The 14,564-nt window shown below is 65.9% G+C and carries 13 protein-coding genes and 1 pseudogene; 5 read left to right on the top strand and 9 right to left on the bottom strand.

All coding sequences use genetic code 11. The features are described from left to right. Positions 1-629: 629 nt before the first annotated feature. Genes IC535_RS12815 through IC535_RS12805 form a run of 3 tightly spaced genes read right to left on the bottom strand, consistent with a single transcriptional unit; the run spans position 630 to position 3,070 of the window. Positions 630-1,328: a hypothetical protein gene (locus IC535_RS12815; protein ID WP_228886996.1), complete on the bottom strand. Its 699-nt coding sequence runs from the start codon at positions 1,326-1,328 to the stop codon at positions 630-632. 60 nt (positions 1,329-1,388) lie between these two features. Beyond that, entirely contained in the window at positions 1,389-2,249 is an 861-nt protein-coding gene (locus tag IC535_RS12810; RefSeq protein ID WP_228886997.1) for an MBL fold metallo-hydrolase, read from the bottom strand. Continuing rightward, on the bottom strand, positions 2,246-3,070 hold the full coding sequence (locus tag IC535_RS12805) for an MBL fold metallo-hydrolase (protein ID WP_228886998.1): 825 nt from the start codon (positions 3,068-3,070) through the stop codon (positions 2,246-2,248). Before IC535_RS12805 ends, IC535_RS12810 begins: the two co-directional genes overlap by 4 nt. Positions 3,071-3,200: 130 nt before the next feature. On the opposite strand from IC535_RS12805, the gene gcvA reads away from it, so the two are divergent. Then, on the top strand, positions 3,201-4,130 hold the full coding sequence (gene gcvA, locus IC535_RS12800) for a transcriptional regulator GcvA (RefSeq protein ID WP_228886999.1): 930 nt from the start codon (positions 3,201-3,203) through the stop codon (positions 4,128-4,130). A 70-nt stretch (positions 4,131-4,200) separates the two neighbouring features. Here the strand turns inward: gcvA and arsC are convergent, their stop codons facing one another. Together arsC and arsH are read right to left on the bottom strand one after the other, a co-directional pair. Then, positions 4,201-4,602: an arsenate reductase (glutaredoxin) gene (gene arsC / locus IC535_RS12795; protein WP_228887000.1), complete on the bottom strand. Its 402-nt coding sequence runs from the start codon at positions 4,600-4,602 to the stop codon at positions 4,201-4,203. Continuing rightward, on the bottom strand, positions 4,599-5,339 hold the full coding sequence (gene arsH, locus IC535_RS12790) for an arsenical resistance protein ArsH (protein ID WP_324250479.1): 741 nt from the start codon (positions 5,337-5,339) through the stop codon (positions 4,599-4,601). Before arsH ends, arsC begins: the two co-directional genes overlap by 4 nt. A 39-nt stretch (positions 5,340-5,378) precedes the next feature. Between arsH and IC535_RS12785 the strand changes: the two genes are divergently transcribed. Genes IC535_RS12785 through arsB form a run of 3 tightly spaced genes read left to right on the top strand, consistent with a single transcriptional unit; the run spans position 5,379 to position 7,298 of the window. Continuing rightward, positions 5,379-5,693, top strand: a complete 315-nt coding sequence (locus IC535_RS12785; RefSeq protein WP_228887001.1) for an ArsR/SmtB family transcription factor — start codon at positions 5,379-5,381, stop codon at positions 5,691-5,693. A 25-nt stretch (positions 5,694-5,718) separates the two neighbouring features. Further along, a complete protein-coding gene (locus IC535_RS12780; RefSeq protein WP_228887002.1) occupies positions 5,719-6,210 on the top strand; it encodes an arsenate reductase ArsC in 492 nt (163 codons plus the stop codon). A gap of 20 nt (positions 6,211-6,230) precedes the next feature. Then, positions 6,231-7,298: an ACR3 family arsenite efflux transporter gene (arsB, locus tag IC535_RS12775; protein ID WP_228887003.1), complete on the top strand. Its 1,068-nt coding sequence runs from the start codon at positions 6,231-6,233 to the stop codon at positions 7,296-7,298. 6 nt (positions 7,299-7,304) lie between these two features. Here the strand turns inward: arsB and IC535_RS12770 are convergent, their stop codons facing one another. Genes IC535_RS12770 through IC535_RS12755 form a run of 4 tightly spaced genes read right to left on the bottom strand, consistent with a single transcriptional unit; the run spans position 7,305 to position 13,941 of the window. Next, positions 7,305-7,637, bottom strand: coding sequence for a DUF2149 domain-containing protein (locus tag IC535_RS12770; protein ID WP_228887004.1), 333 nt, complete (start codon positions 7,635-7,637; stop codon positions 7,305-7,307). Next, on the bottom strand, positions 7,637-8,113 hold the full coding sequence (locus IC535_RS12765; RefSeq protein ID WP_228887005.1) for a MotA/TolQ/ExbB proton channel family protein: 477 nt from the start codon (positions 8,111-8,113) through the stop codon (positions 7,637-7,639). Before IC535_RS12765 ends, IC535_RS12770 begins: the two co-directional genes overlap by 1 nt. A gap of 3 nt (positions 8,114-8,116) precedes the next feature. Then, a complete protein-coding gene (gene cobN / locus IC535_RS12760) occupies positions 8,117-11,980 on the bottom strand; it encodes a cobaltochelatase subunit CobN (RefSeq protein WP_228887006.1) in 3,864 nt (1,287 codons plus the stop codon). A gap of 32 nt (positions 11,981-12,012) precedes the next feature. Then, positions 12,013-13,941, bottom strand: coding sequence for a TonB-dependent receptor domain-containing protein (locus tag IC535_RS12755; protein ID WP_228887007.1), 1,929 nt, complete (start codon positions 13,939-13,941; stop codon positions 12,013-12,015). A gap of 152 nt (positions 13,942-14,093) precedes the next feature. On the opposite strand from IC535_RS12755, the pseudogene IC535_RS12750 reads away from it, so the two are divergent. Then, positions 14,094-14,466: pseudogene (locus IC535_RS12750) on the top strand (alkaline phosphatase); the annotation flags it as partial. Positions 14,467-14,564: the final 98 nt, after the last annotated feature.

Genomic DNA, 14,564 nt, shown 5'->3' with positions numbered 1-14,564 from the left:
TGCCTTACAGCTTGGGGCCAAGGACAAATCAAGCATTGCGCGCCTACACCCCAGGCTTCATTCCTCACGGCACCTCTGCCAGCCGCCGGACCGTGAGCTTACCTGCACCCATCCGTTCGGCAGCTTGCGCATCGCCTGCCCACCAATGCACGTCAGTCCTGATCGTCGCGCACCATCGGAACCAAGTGACGGCAGTCGTACAACATCGGTCGATGGTCCGGGCCGTCCGGCGCGGCGTGCCTCATCTTGGAGCGTGCGGGCCTCAAGACCGTCGCAGAAACCCTTCATGCCCGGATGCGGATGATTCGGCCAACGATGGTCCTCACAGTTGAACGGCGTGGTACTTTTCGCCATTGAGTTGTGGTGCGGCTTTGGAACCGGAGCAAGCGGCTTTGGCTTGGGTCCAGTGGCCGTGTGAATCTGGGCCGCTGCCGGGCAAGCAATTGCCAGTAACGCGCACAGAATTCCGGTTCGGATATCCATTTCCACCCCCTGTTGGTGGGCAGAAGGATATCAAAGCGCCTGCGTTAGGCGTCACATTACCGCCGCTGCAGGTGTGCTGGACCGGCTCGCGGAACGTGCCCAACGGGCGAACTCGCGGACGCGCCAACCCAGCTTCGGTGCTTGGCCTACTTCGCCTTAGCCCGCTCTGTCCCCGCCTCTGGCGCCAACGTATGAATCACCTCCCCTTCTGCATTGAGGAATTCAATGGCGCCGTAGCCTTCCTCGGTTACCGTCAGCCGCAAGCGTGTCTTGTCGGCCTTGTCGTTCAACGCGATCGCCGGCGTTCCGTCAGCGCCCACCACCATTCGGATGCGCGTGGACGTTTTAACCCCGGGAACCAAGCGGTTGTCGAGGGACGGCTCGCGCAGCAGCGGCGGCGCTTGGTTGATCGAGAACGCCACCTCCCCGTCCGGCGAAACGCGCCAACCGATTGCGTCCATCGCCGGGTGATCCAGGGCCAGAACGCCCATCCCGCCGGCCACATCGGCGGTGCCAAAGCCGCCCCGCTCGCTGCCCTTGTCGTCGTAAAGCACCAGGCCGGCAACGTTGAAAGCCCGACGGTACTGGATCCCATCGATGATCGGGGCCGGCGTCCGGCCCGAAAGTGTCATGCGGATCACGCCGTTCTCGTCGACGATATCGATGCGCTGTGCCGTAATCCGATCGTGGTCGGGCTTGGCGACCTTTGTCTCCGGACTTCGGGACTCAATGATGCGCTGCAGCGCCTCCAGGGAAGGCCGGGACGGAGCTGGATGCTCGGCTGCATTGGAGAAGGGGCAGGCAATCATGGCGGCAAGGAAAACAGCGAAGGCACGATTCTTCATGCAGGTTCCCGAGGTGGTTAATTGGCTTCTCGCGGAGCGCTTTGACGCTTCGGCAGGATCTCACCGCCACGTCACCCACGCCCCTGGCTGCACTGGCTGGACTTCGATGGAAGTTCCCCGCGCCACCCTGGCCAGAGCGCCAAGAGGATCGTCTACTTCCCGATACTCATCAACTCCCGAGATGCCGTAGTGGATTGGGACGACAAACCGCGCGCCCAGGATGGTGGCAGCAGCGATGGCCTGCCCGGGCGTCAGGACGCCCGGCTCTCCGCTGACAGGCTTGCGCCATCCGAACCTGGCGCCATTTATCGGCAGGAACGCCGCGTCGAAGGGTCCGAACTGGCGGGCGATCTTCCACCAGTGGCCGTGCCACATCGTGTCTCCGCCGTGGAATATCCGCCGGCCGGCTGCCGATACGACCCAGGATACCTGGGTGTCGCCGTATCCGTCCGAGGCGGGCACCGCCGTGGCGGTAAAGTCACCCAGCAACTGCGGCTCCCAAAGCGGCGCGGGCCGTGCCCGTGCGCCTGCAGGGACGGGAAGCGGGTGGGTTCCCGCCGGGTGAATCAAGCTCCCGCCGTTCCGCAGCGACTGGGCCACGGCCCCGGCGTCAAAATGGTCCGAGTGGACGTGAGTGAGCAGGACCGTGGTGTCGCCCTCCCCGCCCCCGACGGGAACCAGGACGTCCGGCAGTGCACTGCCCCACTCCCCGGCATTGGTCAGCGGGTCGATGAACAAGGTTGAGCCCGGCAGCTGAAGACGAATGCCGGCCCAGGCAAGCCGCTGGATTCGCAAAACATCCGACGATGGCCTTGCGGTGGCCTGGGAGACCGGCAGAAGCGCAGCCGTGGCGCCGGCCGCGAGGCTGGAAAGAAAGACGCGGCGCCCCATCCGTGCGCCGTCGGGTTGGTGGCCGCTCATGCGACATCCGCCGAGCGGGCCAGGTAAGTGTCCAGTCCAAAGATGCCCTGGGCCTCAATGGCCTCCAGGTTGCGCAGGTGCCACTCCCTTTCAAACGCGCTTGCCTCGACGCCGGGGGCCAGGCAGTCTTCGATCCGGATGGCGGCCAACCGGGACCTCAACGATTCACCCTCCGCCTGCGCCCGTATCGCCACCACGTTTCGGCAGATCCGGTCCAGGTAGTGCAGTGCGTTGTCGAGCACTGCGGCGCCAAAGCGTCCCATGTGGCCGCCGACGACGGTGCCGCGCCCAACCTGCTTTACCCGGTCAATGGCCGCTCGCATCTGGACGGGGTCGGAATTTGACAGGTAGACGATGTTCCCCACGATGTTGTCGCCGACGCAGGCCAGGTCAGCGCTGGGAACATCCACGCTTATGTGATCGATCGTCCTGCCGGGATTGTGGAGCAGGCCGAGCGCATGGCGGCCCCAACGGATGCGCATCGCGCTGTCAAACACCACCTGCGGCTCGCGGTAGAACCCGTCGACACGGCGGTTCTGCGACAGAAAGGTGTGCCGATAATTGCGATGGGCGATGACCATGGCGTCGGGAAAGGTCGCGAGGCCTGCGATGTGATCGCTCATGAAATGGGTGGAGACGATGACGCGCACCGCCTTCCCGAGCTCTTCGCAGATCAGTGCGCGCAAACGATCGGCGTCCGCTGCGCTCCCCATTGAATCCACCAGCAGCGCATCGTTGCCATCGAGGAATACGGTCGCAACGGATTGGTAATCCTCGCCGACGCACAGCAGCACGTCCGGACCCAGCGGTTGCAAATGCATGGCGGCTTCCCTTGGATGGAGGCCGCCATGATTGACGGATGGGGCGGCACCGACAAACGAGAAGATTTGACCTTCAGATTAGCAAAACTGAGCTGATAAGATCGGTCAACTGTGCTGGTAGGAGCCCCCGATGAAGCCGCGCCGCGCGCCTCCCCTCAATGCGTTGAGAGCGTTTGAAGCCGCCGCCCGATCCCTCAGTTTCCAAAAGGCAGCCACACAGCTTTTTGTCACACCGGCGGCCGTGAGTCACCAGGTCAAACGACTCGAAGCATACTTGGGGACCGAACTGTTCGAGCGCGGCCACAGGACGGTGACGCTCACCAGGGAGGGCGCGACCCTTGCTGCGTCCCTGAGTGAGGTTTTCGGGATGCTCCACCTGGCGCTGGACCTGACTGCGTCTACCTGCCCCGGCCATCTGCGCGTCAGTACCATGGAGTCTTTCGCGGCGAAGTGGCTGGCGCCCAGGCTTCACCGGTTCCACGAAACCCACCCGGATATCCACGTTCGGGTTCTGACGACGGATCAGCTGGCCGACTTCGGCCAGGAACAGGTCGATGTGGCGATTCGATACGGCCTTGGCAGATACCCGGGCGTGCAGGTCGAGAAATTGATGGACGCCCCTGTGTTTCCGGTATGCGCCCCCGGCACGTCGCGCAGGGATGGAAAGCCGATTGCCTCGCCCGCCGATCTGGCCCATGTCGCTTTTGTCCATGATCAAAGCGCTGAAGGGCGACCGGGCGTTCCCGATTGGGCTGCCTGGCTGCACGCTGCTGCCCTGCATGGCGTGCCAGCCGACGCCGGCCCCGTGTTTCCCAGCATCTACCTGGCCCAGGAGGCGGCGATCCACGGCCATGGCGTAGCTTTGGGATTGGCTCCGCTGGTAGAAGAGGACCTGCAGCGAGGGCGGCTTGTGAGGCCCTTCGAAGCGAACCTGCCCAATGCGTATGCGTTCTGGACCATCCGGCCGTTCGGAGGGCACCGCCAAGCAGCGACGGACGCTTTCTGCAGCTGGATCCACGCCGAGGCCTCAACCTCCCCTGCCCTGGGCAACGCCGCCTGATGCCGCGCCGTTTTTTCCCGCGCTCCGCTGCGCTCGGGGCGGTCGTTCCTGCTGATGCACGGGCGAACGCCTACGCCCCGGTCACCATCTCCCCGTCTTCCTTTCGGAACGGTCCGGGCAGCGGCGGCAAGATGTCCAGCACCACCTCCGACGGCCGGCACAGCCGCACCCCCATCGGGGTCTGCACAAAGGGACGATTGATCAGTATCGGGTGGGCCAGCATCGCATCGAGCAGGTCTTCGTCGCTGAGCGCGGCGTCGCCCAGTCCCAGCGCGTCATACGGCGTGCCCTTCTGCCGGATCGCACCGCGCACGCTCAAGCCTGCGGCCGCGATCAGTTCGACAAGGCGCGCCCGGCTGGGCGGATGGGCCAGGTAGTCGACGACTTCCGGCTCGATTCCGGCATGCCGGATCAGCGCCAGCGTGTTGCGCGAGGTGCCACACTGGGGGTTGTGGTAGATGACAGCGTTCACGCATTTTCCTCTTCGTTCAAAGCCGTTTCCAGCACGCCCGCCGCTGCCGCCAGCGCCGCCGCTTCGACGGCGCCCTTGCGTTCGCTGTAGCGGTCCACCAGGTAATCGCTGCGCCCGCGCACCAGCAGGGTGAACTTGACCAGTTCCTCCATCACGTCCACCACCCGATCGTAATACGCCGAGGGCTTCATCCGCCCTGCCTCATCGAACTCCTGCCAGGCCTTGGCCACCGAGGACTGGTTCGGAATGGTCACCATGCGCATCCAGCGGCCGAGCACGCGCAGCGCGTTGACCACGTTGAAGGACTGCGAGCCACCGCACACCTGCATCACCGCCAGGGTGCGGCCCTGGGTGGGGCGTACGCTGCCCTCCTCCAGCGGCAGCCAGTCGATCTGGTTCTTGAACACGGCGGTAAGGGTGCCGTGGCGTTCCGGGCTGACCCATACATGGCCTTCGGACCACAGCGAGGCCTGGCGCAGTTCCTGCACCTTGGGATGGGTGGCCGGCACCGAATCGAGCATCGGCAGCGCGTGCGGATCGAACAGGCGGGTTTCCGCGCCCAGTTGTTCCAGCAACCGCTGCGCCTCCAGCGCCAGCTTGCGGCTGAACGACTGGGGGCGCAGCGAGCCGTACAGGATCAGGATGCGGGGCCGATGCGGTTGCGCGGCCGGGTCGTTGAGCTTGGCGGCCGTGGGGATGTCCAAGGCGCCCGGGACCACATTGGGAATCTGCTGCACGGGGTTGTCCTGCGATTTTTATTCCATTATTCTAGAATCATGGAACATAAGAACGCAACCCATGCCCTCGCCGCCCTGGGCCATGCCACGCGGCTGTCGATCTTCCGGTTGCTGGTGCAGGCCGGCAGTGGCGGCAAGCTGGCCGGCGACATTGCCCAGGCGCTCTCACTGCCCGGTGCCACCCTCTCCTTCCACCTGAAGGAACTGCTGGCTGCCGGCCTGGTCAACGCAGAACAGCGTGGCCGGACCATCTGCTACCGGGCCGGGTTCGAAACGATGACCGCATTGGTGGCCTACCTCACCGAAAACTGCTGCGCCGACGAACAGGCCTGCGAGCGTCCCGCAGGCTGCTGATCAACCTACCGTAGAGATCGCTCAAATGACCCGTCGTGTCCTGTTCCTGTGTACCGGCAACTCCGCGCGCAGCGTATTGGCCGAATCGACCCTGAAAAAGTGGGGCGAAGGCCGCTACCAGTCCTTCAGTGCGGGCAGCCAGCCGGCCGGCCGCGTCAATCCGTTCGCCATCGCCCAGCTGCAGCGCGAAGGCTTTCCGGTGGAGGGCCTTCGCAGCAAGTCGTGGGACGAGTTCGCCGAAGCGGATGCCGCGCCGATGGATCTGATCGTCACCGTGTGCGACAGCGCCGCGGCGGAGGCGTGCCCGGTGGTGTTCGGCGATTTCGTGCGCGTGCACTGGGGCCTGTTCGACCCGGCCGGCGTGGAAGGGTCGGACGCGCACAACAGCGACGCCTTCGACCGCGCGCATCGGATCATCAAGGCACGCCTGAAGGCCTTCCTGGAGATCCCCGACAGCGTCTGGGACGACCGCGAGGCCCTCAAGGCCCGTCTCGAGCCGATCGCGCAGATCAACTGACTGCCCTCCCGGAAACCGCCATGACCACCGATACCTCCCGCCTGTCCTTCCTGGACCGGTATCTCACGCTGTGGATCTTCGCCGCGATGGCGCTGGGCGTCGGCCTGGGCGCGCTGTTCGAAGGCCTGCCCGGCGCGCTCAACAGCCTGTCGGTCGGCTCGACCAACATCCCGATCGCGATCGGCCTGATCCTGATGATGTACCCGCCGCTGGCAAAGGTGAAATACGAAGAACTGCCCAAGGTCTTCGCCGACAAGCGCGTACTGATGCTCTCGCTGCTGCAGAACTGGATCGTCGGCCCGTTCCTGATGTTCGGCCTGGCCGTGCTGTTCCTGCGCGACCATCCCGAATACATGACCGGCCTGATCCTGATCGGGCTGGCGCGCTGCATCGCCATGGTGCTGGTGTGGAACCAGCTCGCCCGCGGCGACAGCCAGTACATGGCCGGCCTGGTGGCCTTCAACTCGATCTTCCAGATCGCGCTGTTCAGCGCTTACGCGTGGTTCTTCCTGTCCTGGCTGCCGCCGGTGTTCGGCCTGCAGGGCAGTGTCGTCGACGTCAGTTTCTGGACCATCCCCGAGGCGGTGCTGATCTACCTGGGCATCCCGTTCCTGGCCGGTTTCCTCACCAGCCGCTGGCTGAAGGCGCGCAAGGGCGTGCGCTGGTATGAAGAGAAATTCCTGCCTGCCATCAGCCCGATCACCCTGGCCGCGCTGCTGTTCACCATCGTGGCGATGTTCAGCCTGAAGGGCGGCGACGTGCTGCGCCTTCCGATGGACGCGGTACGCATTGCGATCCCGCTGACGCTCTACTTCATCATCCAGTTCGTCATCAGCTTCTTCATGGGCAGGCTGATCGCCAAGGACTATCCGCGTACGACCGCGATTGCCTTTACGGCGGCGGGCAACAACTTCGAACTGGCCATCGCCGTGGCCATCGCCGCCTTCGGGCTCGCCTCGCCCGTAGCCTTTGCGGCAGTCATCGGCCCTTTGGTGGAGGTGCCCGTCCTGGTACTGCTGGTGCATGTCGCCCTGCGGCTGGGCAAGCGCTTTTTCCCGGCGGACGCCCATGCGACGGCGAGCCGATGAACAGGCTCATGGCGGAGCCGGTTCCGGCACCGCCCCTTCGGGAACGTAGACCATGCGGCCGTCGGGGAGGCGGTAGGTAACCCCGGCCTTGATCCCGCCGCCCTCGCCGATCTCGCCGGTCGACTCGTACCGGGTCAGCTCTTCGCCCTTCTTGACCGTGATGCGCATGTCCGCCTGCCCCGGGTTCTCGATGACGGTGACATCGGTGGCAGAGAACGGGTTGAGCGGGTTTCTGACGATCACGATCATCAGGATGCCGGTCACGACCAGGAACAGGTCGATCAGGTTGACCACCGAAAGGATCGGATCGTCGGCCTCATCGTCTTCAAGGAACCGCATCAGCCGGCCTCCTGCAGTCGTTCGAAGTGGCGCAGCTCTTCAAGAAGCCAGCGGCGGCGCACGGTCATGATGAAGAAGGTCAGGCTTGCAGACACCAGCGCCAGGATGACCGAGGAGAACGCCACCACCATGTTCTCGCCGACGCTCTGTGCGTCGCTGCGGGTAAGCGCAAGCAGCGCCGGGCCCATCGGGATCATCGTTGCCACCAGGCCCAGCATGGGAGCCGTACGGGAAACGATGCGCAGCAGTTCCAGCTTCTTGAGGATCCACAGCTCGGCATCATCGGCCGTACCGCCTTGACGGGCGTGCCAGCCCAGGAGCGCGGAGGAGTACTGGCCCCGTCTGCGCTTCAACGCTTCCCAGGCGAATCCCCCGAGGGCGATGAACGAATACGCCAGCGCTGCCAGGATCAGCAGGAGCACCGGCACCAGGAAGAGGTGGGAGAGATCGTAGAGCGTCTTTTCAATGGCATTCATCAGTCAAGGTCTTTTTGGGGGGCGGCGGGTGCTGGTTGCTGCCTGCCGCCAGGCGCCGAGTCCAACGAGCAGCAGGATGGCGAGCAGCGCCAACCCGGTGTGCCCGGAGGGGAGCGGAGGCAGCGGGTTGCTCTGACGCATGACCCGGCCCCGTACGCTGGGCGCCGGCGCAGGTGATGCAGGTTGCGATGTCGCGGCCTGGGCGTCGGGCGCAGCCGCAGCGGCAGGCGCCTTGCCCCGGGTTGTTCCGAACCCGGAACCCCCGCTTCGCGATGAGGTGGGCCGGGCCGGATCGACCGCGGCGCTGGTCAGCGACGAGAGCTGGTCGAGGCGTTGCTGCAGCTCGGCCCTGGTCTGCGCATCGGGGTTCCAGTAGCCCCTCGCGATGGCCTCCTGGAGCCGCTGGATGAGCTGGACCTGCGCGGTCGGGTTGGAGCGCTCGAACCACTCCGCCACGCCCTGGTTTCTCACATCGCCGACGTAGGTGTCGTGCATGGCCTGCCATTGATCCTGACGCACCGTCCCCGGTGCCGTGACCTGCCAGCCGAGCAGATTGCCGGTGGTCTTCAGTACTTCCAGCGTGCCGGCGTAGCCTTCCTGCTTCATGGTCGATATCCAGGCCGGGTTCAACACACCGGTCCGCAGTTCATCGGCCAGGAACCGCGCGGCGGTGGTGGTTTTCGGCGTTGCCTGGCGAAGATCGGAAATGAACAGCGACGGCGTCTTCCCGTCCAGGTGCCGGACCGCGAGCGCCAGACCGCCCAGGTACTCGAAGGGATGGTCTGTGCCGAGCAGGCCGTTCACGTTGGACGAGCGCGACAGAACGGCGGCCTGGACACCGCGCAGCTGTTCTGCGAACAGGTTCCCGTCTGGCAAAGTGAGTGCCTGGCCCTTGGCGTCATAACCGTACTGCAGGCTGTCGAGGAATCCGTTTGCCAGCGTTGCATCATCCTTGTGCGCCGCCGCGCCGGCACCCAGCACCGCACGGTTCAACCCGCTCCCGAACGCGCCCGGCGCGTTGCTGAATACCCGAAGGTCGGCCAGCGCCCGGGCCTGCCCGGCTGGAACACCGCGGTCGCGCAGCTTCTGCTCCATTGCGCGGGTATTTCGGGCAACGGGGTTGGTGGCCGTGGGCGGAAGGCGGCCCAGGCGAACCACCGCATCGGCCAGCAGTCGCAGGAACGGGTCGAACTGATCCCGGTACACGCTGGTGGCCTGCACCACGACGTCGATGCGCGGATGGCTCATGTCTGCTACCGGCACGATATCCAGGGCGACGACCTTTCCGGCTTCGTCCCATCGCGGCCGCAGGCCCATCGCGTGGAGTACCTGGGCCTCCAGTACACCCAGATGGCGGATGGCCTCGCTGGACCAGAGGCTGATGGCCAGCTTTTCCGGCAAGGCCGTACCGTGCTCCTGGCGATAGGCCTGGAGCAGTTGATCCAGCGCCTGGCGCCCACTTTCGAAAGCGGCCCTGGTCGGAATCCGGTCGGCCTCGAAGGCATACAGGTTGCGGCCGCTGCGCACCTCGGGCGAACGGATGGGATCACCGCCGGATCCGGGGAGGACGAATCCGCCGGCGAGCCCCCGCAGCAGGGCCTCGACTTCCTGGGTGTCCACCAGCGCGGCATCCAGCGTCTTGGCGCGCGCGAGCTGTGCGCGCAGATCCGTGTTTTCGACCGCCTGGAGGTCGGCGCCATCGCGCACGTAGCGCACCAGTGTCTGATAGGGCGCACCCCCGCGGATCTGCCCGGCATCGCCGGTATTGGCCTCCGTTGGGTCCATGCCCAGCGCGGCCGGATACGCCGGGCCCAGCTGCTGCATGACGGTCAGCAGCCGCAGCTCCGCGTCCGCCGGCTCGCCGAAGGTGTGCAGGCCAAGCGGGAGTTGGCGGCGCGCCAGCTCGTGCAGGTGGTCGTGGAGCGCCTGCAGGAAGGCCGGGAAGCGCGATTGCATGTCCACCGGCGTCCAGCCCATGTCGCTGGCGATGCCGGAGCTGGAGGCCATCTCCTGCAGTTGTGCGGCAGTGGTCTGGCGGACCTGCCCGGCATCCAGTTGCTGGTATTCGTGGACAAGCTGATGCAGGTCGCGCAGTTCGTCATACAGGCCGGACGGGGCGTACGCCGGGGTCTGGTGGCTCACGATGACGGCCCGCCCCCGCCGCTTGGCCTGCATGGCCTCGCCGATGTTGTCCTGGATGTACGGATAGAACACCGGCACATCCCCGACGGCCAGCCAGGGATAGTCCTTTGCCCACAGCCCCCGGTCCTTGCCCGGCGTCCATTCCTGGGTGCCGTGGGTGCCGAAGTGGATCAGCGCATCGGCACGCCACGACTCCTGCAGGTACAGGTAGGCCGCCAGATAGTAGTGACTGGGTACGGCGTCCAGGTCATGCGTGGCCTGCCCTACCCCACCGGCGCGCGGGGGCTGGGGCATGACCAGCAGGTTTCCAAGCTGAAGCCTGGGGATCACGAAACTTGGCTGTCCCTGTACCGTCCGAACGTAGGGACTGTCTGCCGCCTCGCCCCAGCGCCGGGTGAGTTCGTCGCGACGTTGGCCGGGGAGCGCCTCAAGCCATCGGGTGTAGCGCGACACCGGGAAGGCCACGGCCAGGCCGCGGGCCAGCAGATCGTCCAACGATGCTGGCCGGTAATAGCCGCCCAGAAGCGCCTGTGCATCGGCGATGATCTGCTTCTCCTCGGCGGTTTTCACCGCGTAGCCCGCCGCCTGGAGTTTGGGCAGGAGCGAGGCGATGCTGCGCGGCACGTTCAGGTGAGACGCGGAGAGATTCTTCTCCCCATCGGGCGCGTTCCAGAACAGAAGGGCGAGGTGCTTTTCCGCAGCCGGCCGCGCACGCAGGCGTGCGAGGCGGCCAAGCTTGGCGGCCAACGCGTCCACCTGCTCCGGGATGGGCTGCAATGCGCCGTCCTGCATTGCCGAGAGGACGATCGGGTCGGATACGCCCCAGGTTTCCGGAAGCGCCACGAAAGTGGACATCAACGACATCGGCACGCCGCTGGTGGCATCGCGCCACTGCTGCGCATTGCCTTGCCGGTAGTTCAAGGCCTGGATGACCGGCACGTCCAGTGCGGCAAATTCTGCGGCCAGCGCCTTGCCGTTCTGGAGATGCGTCAGGTTGACCACGGCCGACACATCCAGCGCACCGATCGCCTGGCCAAGCCCGTCGCCGGCTTGCTGGTCGTACCACACGCCGAAGACGGCGATCTTGTGCCGCCGTCCCGCCGCCACCAGGGCATCGACTACCTGCGTCTGCATCGAACTGACGCTGCTGGCGGCGATGATGACCGCTGCACGGGGCCAGGCGTCCTGGCCGGCCCTCGTCCATGCATCTTCCAGCTCCCGACTGGTCTCGTAGGCTGGTTGCGCAGGGCCTGTGTAGTAGCCGGAAGGTGGCAGGACGTAGGGTGTGGGCAGGGAATCGAGGTCCGGCTCGGCCTTGGCCCATTTGCCCAGCCACCACCCCAGCATCTGGAAATTGGCTTCCCCGCCGTTGCCGTAGTAACCGGCGATGCGCCGGGCATGGCCCGGCTGCAGGCCGCCGGATGCCGGCGCCCCGCCGCCCACCCGTACCCATGGGGCGGTACCGGCCTGCAGCGCGGGTTTCACCGCCGCCATGATCTGCTCGGCATCCGACGGCCGTGGACTGTCGATGATGACCAGGTCCACGCCCGCCGGCCATGCCTCGGGAAGCACTTGGCCCTTTCCAACCAGCCGCTGTGTTACCTGTACTCCCGCAGGCCGCACCAGCCCATCGATCGCGGCGATCTTGGCCGGCGTGATGAAATCGGTTGTGACGATCTCCACCTGCAGTCCCGCCGCTGCTACAGACAGCGGAGCCAGCAGCATCAGGAGCACCAGCCAGGCCGTCGGGCGCACGTTCAGAACGCCAGCTCGAAACCGGCGTGGACGTATCGGCCCGTCTCCGGATAGGCGTAGAGGGCGCCTGTCTCGTCCAGTCGCTTGTCGGCGATGTTGTCGATTCCAGCCACCAGACTCAGTTTCGGGGTGATCGACCAGCGGGTATCCAGGGAGAACAGTGCGTAATCCGGCAGCGTGACCTGGGCCGTCCCGGAAGCCTGCTTCTGGGGCCCGACATACTCGCCACGCAGCGTCGCCTGCACAGCCCCGCGTTCCCAGACCAGATTGGCCGCACCGCTGCGCGTGGGACGCTCGTTGAGCTGCTGCCCGGTCTCCTTGTCTTCGGTGTCGAGCCAGCTGTAATTGGCTTCAAGGCGCAGGCCATCGGCCAGCAGGACGGCAGCGGCCAGTTCCACGCCGCCGATGCGTGCTTGGGCCACGTTGGTGTAGTTGCGCAGTTCCCGTCCCCGCAGGCCGCAGGCCCGGACGCAGACGGTCTGGATCAGGTCCTTCAGCTCGTTCTGGAACACCGTGGCCTGGACCGACCAGCCCTGGTGCCGCCAGGCCCCCGAGAGCTCATAGCTGGTGGTCTGTTCGGGCTTCAGAAGGGGATTGCCCATGATTGTAAAGCGTCCACCACCGCCTACCGCCGAATACCCGGGCGACAGCTGCTTCAGGCTGGGCGCCTTGAAGCCGGTGCCGACCCCGCCCTTGAGCGTGAATGCATCGTCGAGGTGCCATACCGCGTAGGCGCGCGGGCTGTGGTGCCAGCCGAACGCGGCGTGATGGTCGGCACGATCGCCCACGACGACCGAAAGGCCATCGGTGAGCTGGATTTCGTCCTGCAGGAACAGCGCAGTCTGGATCGCCTCGACCTTGCCCGATGCAGCGGCAGATGCATCATCGAGGCGCTCCCGACGCCATTCGCCGCCTGCGCTGAGCCGGTGCGACGCGCCCAGGTTCAGGGTCACCCGTCCATCGACGATATCGTCGCGTAGGTCCTGGGGACGGGTCGCTTCGCCGATGTCGCGCCGGTTCTCGCGCTCCAGCCTGCTCTGGTACGCGCTGAAGCGGGTCTGGCCCCAGCTCCAGTCGCCCTGGTGCGACAAGGTGGTCTGCTGGCGCCGGATGTCATCGGACGTGGCGTAGACGTAGGGTGCGGTGCCCGCCTGGAGGGCGTTGCGCCGGCGCAACTCCGAGCCTTCCAGGTGCGACAGGTCGATGCGCTGTTGGTCATCGGGCGTCCAGGTGAGCACCGCACGCCCGGTGTTGACCCGGCGCTGCTCCTGCTCGTCCAGCCGCGGGTCTGTCCGATCCCGGGTTGCGTCCTTGTGGCGATGTTCGGCAAACACACTGAGCCCCAGGGTGCCCGGGACGAGCGCGCCGCCGGCGTAGAGACCGGCCTGGAGCGTATTGCCCCCGTGGTTTCCGTCGACCACGCCGCCGTTGTAGACCAGGTTGCCCTGCCAGTGGTCGGTGGCACGGCGGCTGATGACGTTGACGACGCCGCCCAGCGCCTCCGAACCGTACAGCGAGGACATCGGGCCACGAACAACCTCGATGCGCTCGATGGCCGCTGCCGGCATCCAGCCCAGGTCGAAGTCCGCATGGGCGATGGCATCGCTGGCGGCATTGACCCGCTGGCCATCGAGCAGCACCAGGGTGTACTCCGGATCCATGCCGCGGATACGGATGCCGCGCCGGCCAAAACCGACCCCCGCCAGGGTCACGCCGGTGGTACCGCGAAGCGCGTCGCTCAGGTCCAGGACGGCGCGTGCCTGGATCTGTTCGCGCGTGATGACGCTGATCGAGGCCGGTGCATCACTGGCCAGGCGGTCCGTCGCGGTCGCGGTGACAACGACCGGATCGAGTTCGCTGGCCTGTGGAGCTGCAACGGCCGTCCAGCCGCAGGCCAGGGAAAGAGCAGCGACCAGGGCGCGCTGCGGCATGTCCGGAACCGGGAGAAGGGTCATGGGGAAGCAATCCCGCGATAGTGCAATGCTATAACATAGCATTCTTAACGCTTTCATCACACCTGTCGAAGGTGCCTGGGGCTTCTGGCATGTCATCGCTGTGCCAGGTGGAGGTGGTGGGCAGTGACGTCGACTTCAACGATGCCGTGTCTGCCGTGATCCAGTGGATCGCGGCCAACGGCGGGGGAACGCAACCTGCTGATCGTCACCACCGACCATGACAACAGCCTGCCGATGGGCAGCTCGGCACAGCGCGTGGCGTTCGAGCCGGTCATCAACAAGGGCCGGGGGCGGATGCCCGGCATCACCTTCCGGCCGACCGGCAATCATTCCAATGCACTGGTCCCGTTGTGGTCGAAAGGCGCAGGGTCGGAACTGCTCGGTGCGCGCGTGCGCGGGATCGACCCGGGCTACCGCGACCATGTGAAGCTCAATGACGGAAGCTACATCGACAACACCGATGTCGCGGCTGCGGTCAGAGCGGCGCTGGAGAGGCGGTAGCAATCATGGTGGGAGAGGCCCGACGTCGCCATCCGGCCGCCGCGGGACGCTGGCATCGTCCATATGTCGGTGCGATGACGCCGCTGCGATCAGAGAGG

The organism is Stenotrophomonas rhizophila (assembly GCF_020857975.1).
GTDB classification, from domain to species: Bacteria; Pseudomonadota; Gammaproteobacteria; order Xanthomonadales; family Xanthomonadaceae; genus Stenotrophomonas; species Stenotrophomonas rhizophila_C.
Note: the sequence above shows the minus strand (reverse complement) of the source record. Positions and strands in the feature narration are given on the sequence as shown.

Coding starts and splice junctions, on each gene's coding strand:
- IC535_RS12815 (WP_228886996.1), bottom strand. CDS start 1,328: ATGAAGAATCGTGCCTTCGCTGTTTTCCTTGCCGCCATGATTGCCTGC.
- IC535_RS12810 (WP_228886997.1), bottom strand. CDS start 2,249: ATGAGCGGCCACCAACCCGACGGCGCACGGATGGGGCGCCGCGTCTTT.
- IC535_RS12805 (WP_228886998.1), bottom strand. CDS start 3,070: ATGCATTTGCAACCGCTGGGTCCGGACGTGCTGCTGTGCGTCGGCGAG.
- gcvA (WP_228886999.1), top strand. CDS start 3,201: ATGAAGCCGCGCCGCGCGCCTCCCCTCAATGCGTTGAGAGCGTTTGAA.
- IC535_RS12785 (WP_228887001.1), top strand. CDS start 5,379: ATGGAACATAAGAACGCAACCCATGCCCTCGCCGCCCTGGGCCATGCC.
- IC535_RS12780 (WP_228887002.1), top strand. CDS start 5,719: ATGACCCGTCGTGTCCTGTTCCTGTGTACCGGCAACTCCGCGCGCAGC.
- arsB (WP_228887003.1), top strand. CDS start 6,231: ATGACCACCGATACCTCCCGCCTGTCCTTCCTGGACCGGTATCTCACG.
- IC535_RS12770 (WP_228887004.1), bottom strand. CDS start 7,637: ATGCGGTTCCTTGAAGACGATGAGGCCGACGATCCGATCCTTTCGGTG.
- IC535_RS12765 (WP_228887005.1), bottom strand. CDS start 8,113: ATGAATGCCATTGAAAAGACGCTCTACGATCTCTCCCACCTCTTCCTG.
- cobN (WP_228887006.1), bottom strand. CDS start 11,980: ATGCTGCTGGCTCCGCTGTCTGTAGCAGCGGCGGGACTGCAGGTGGAG.
- IC535_RS12755 (WP_228887007.1), bottom strand. CDS start 13,941: ATGCCGCAGCGCGCCCTGGTCGCTGCTCTTTCCCTGGCCTGCGGCTGG.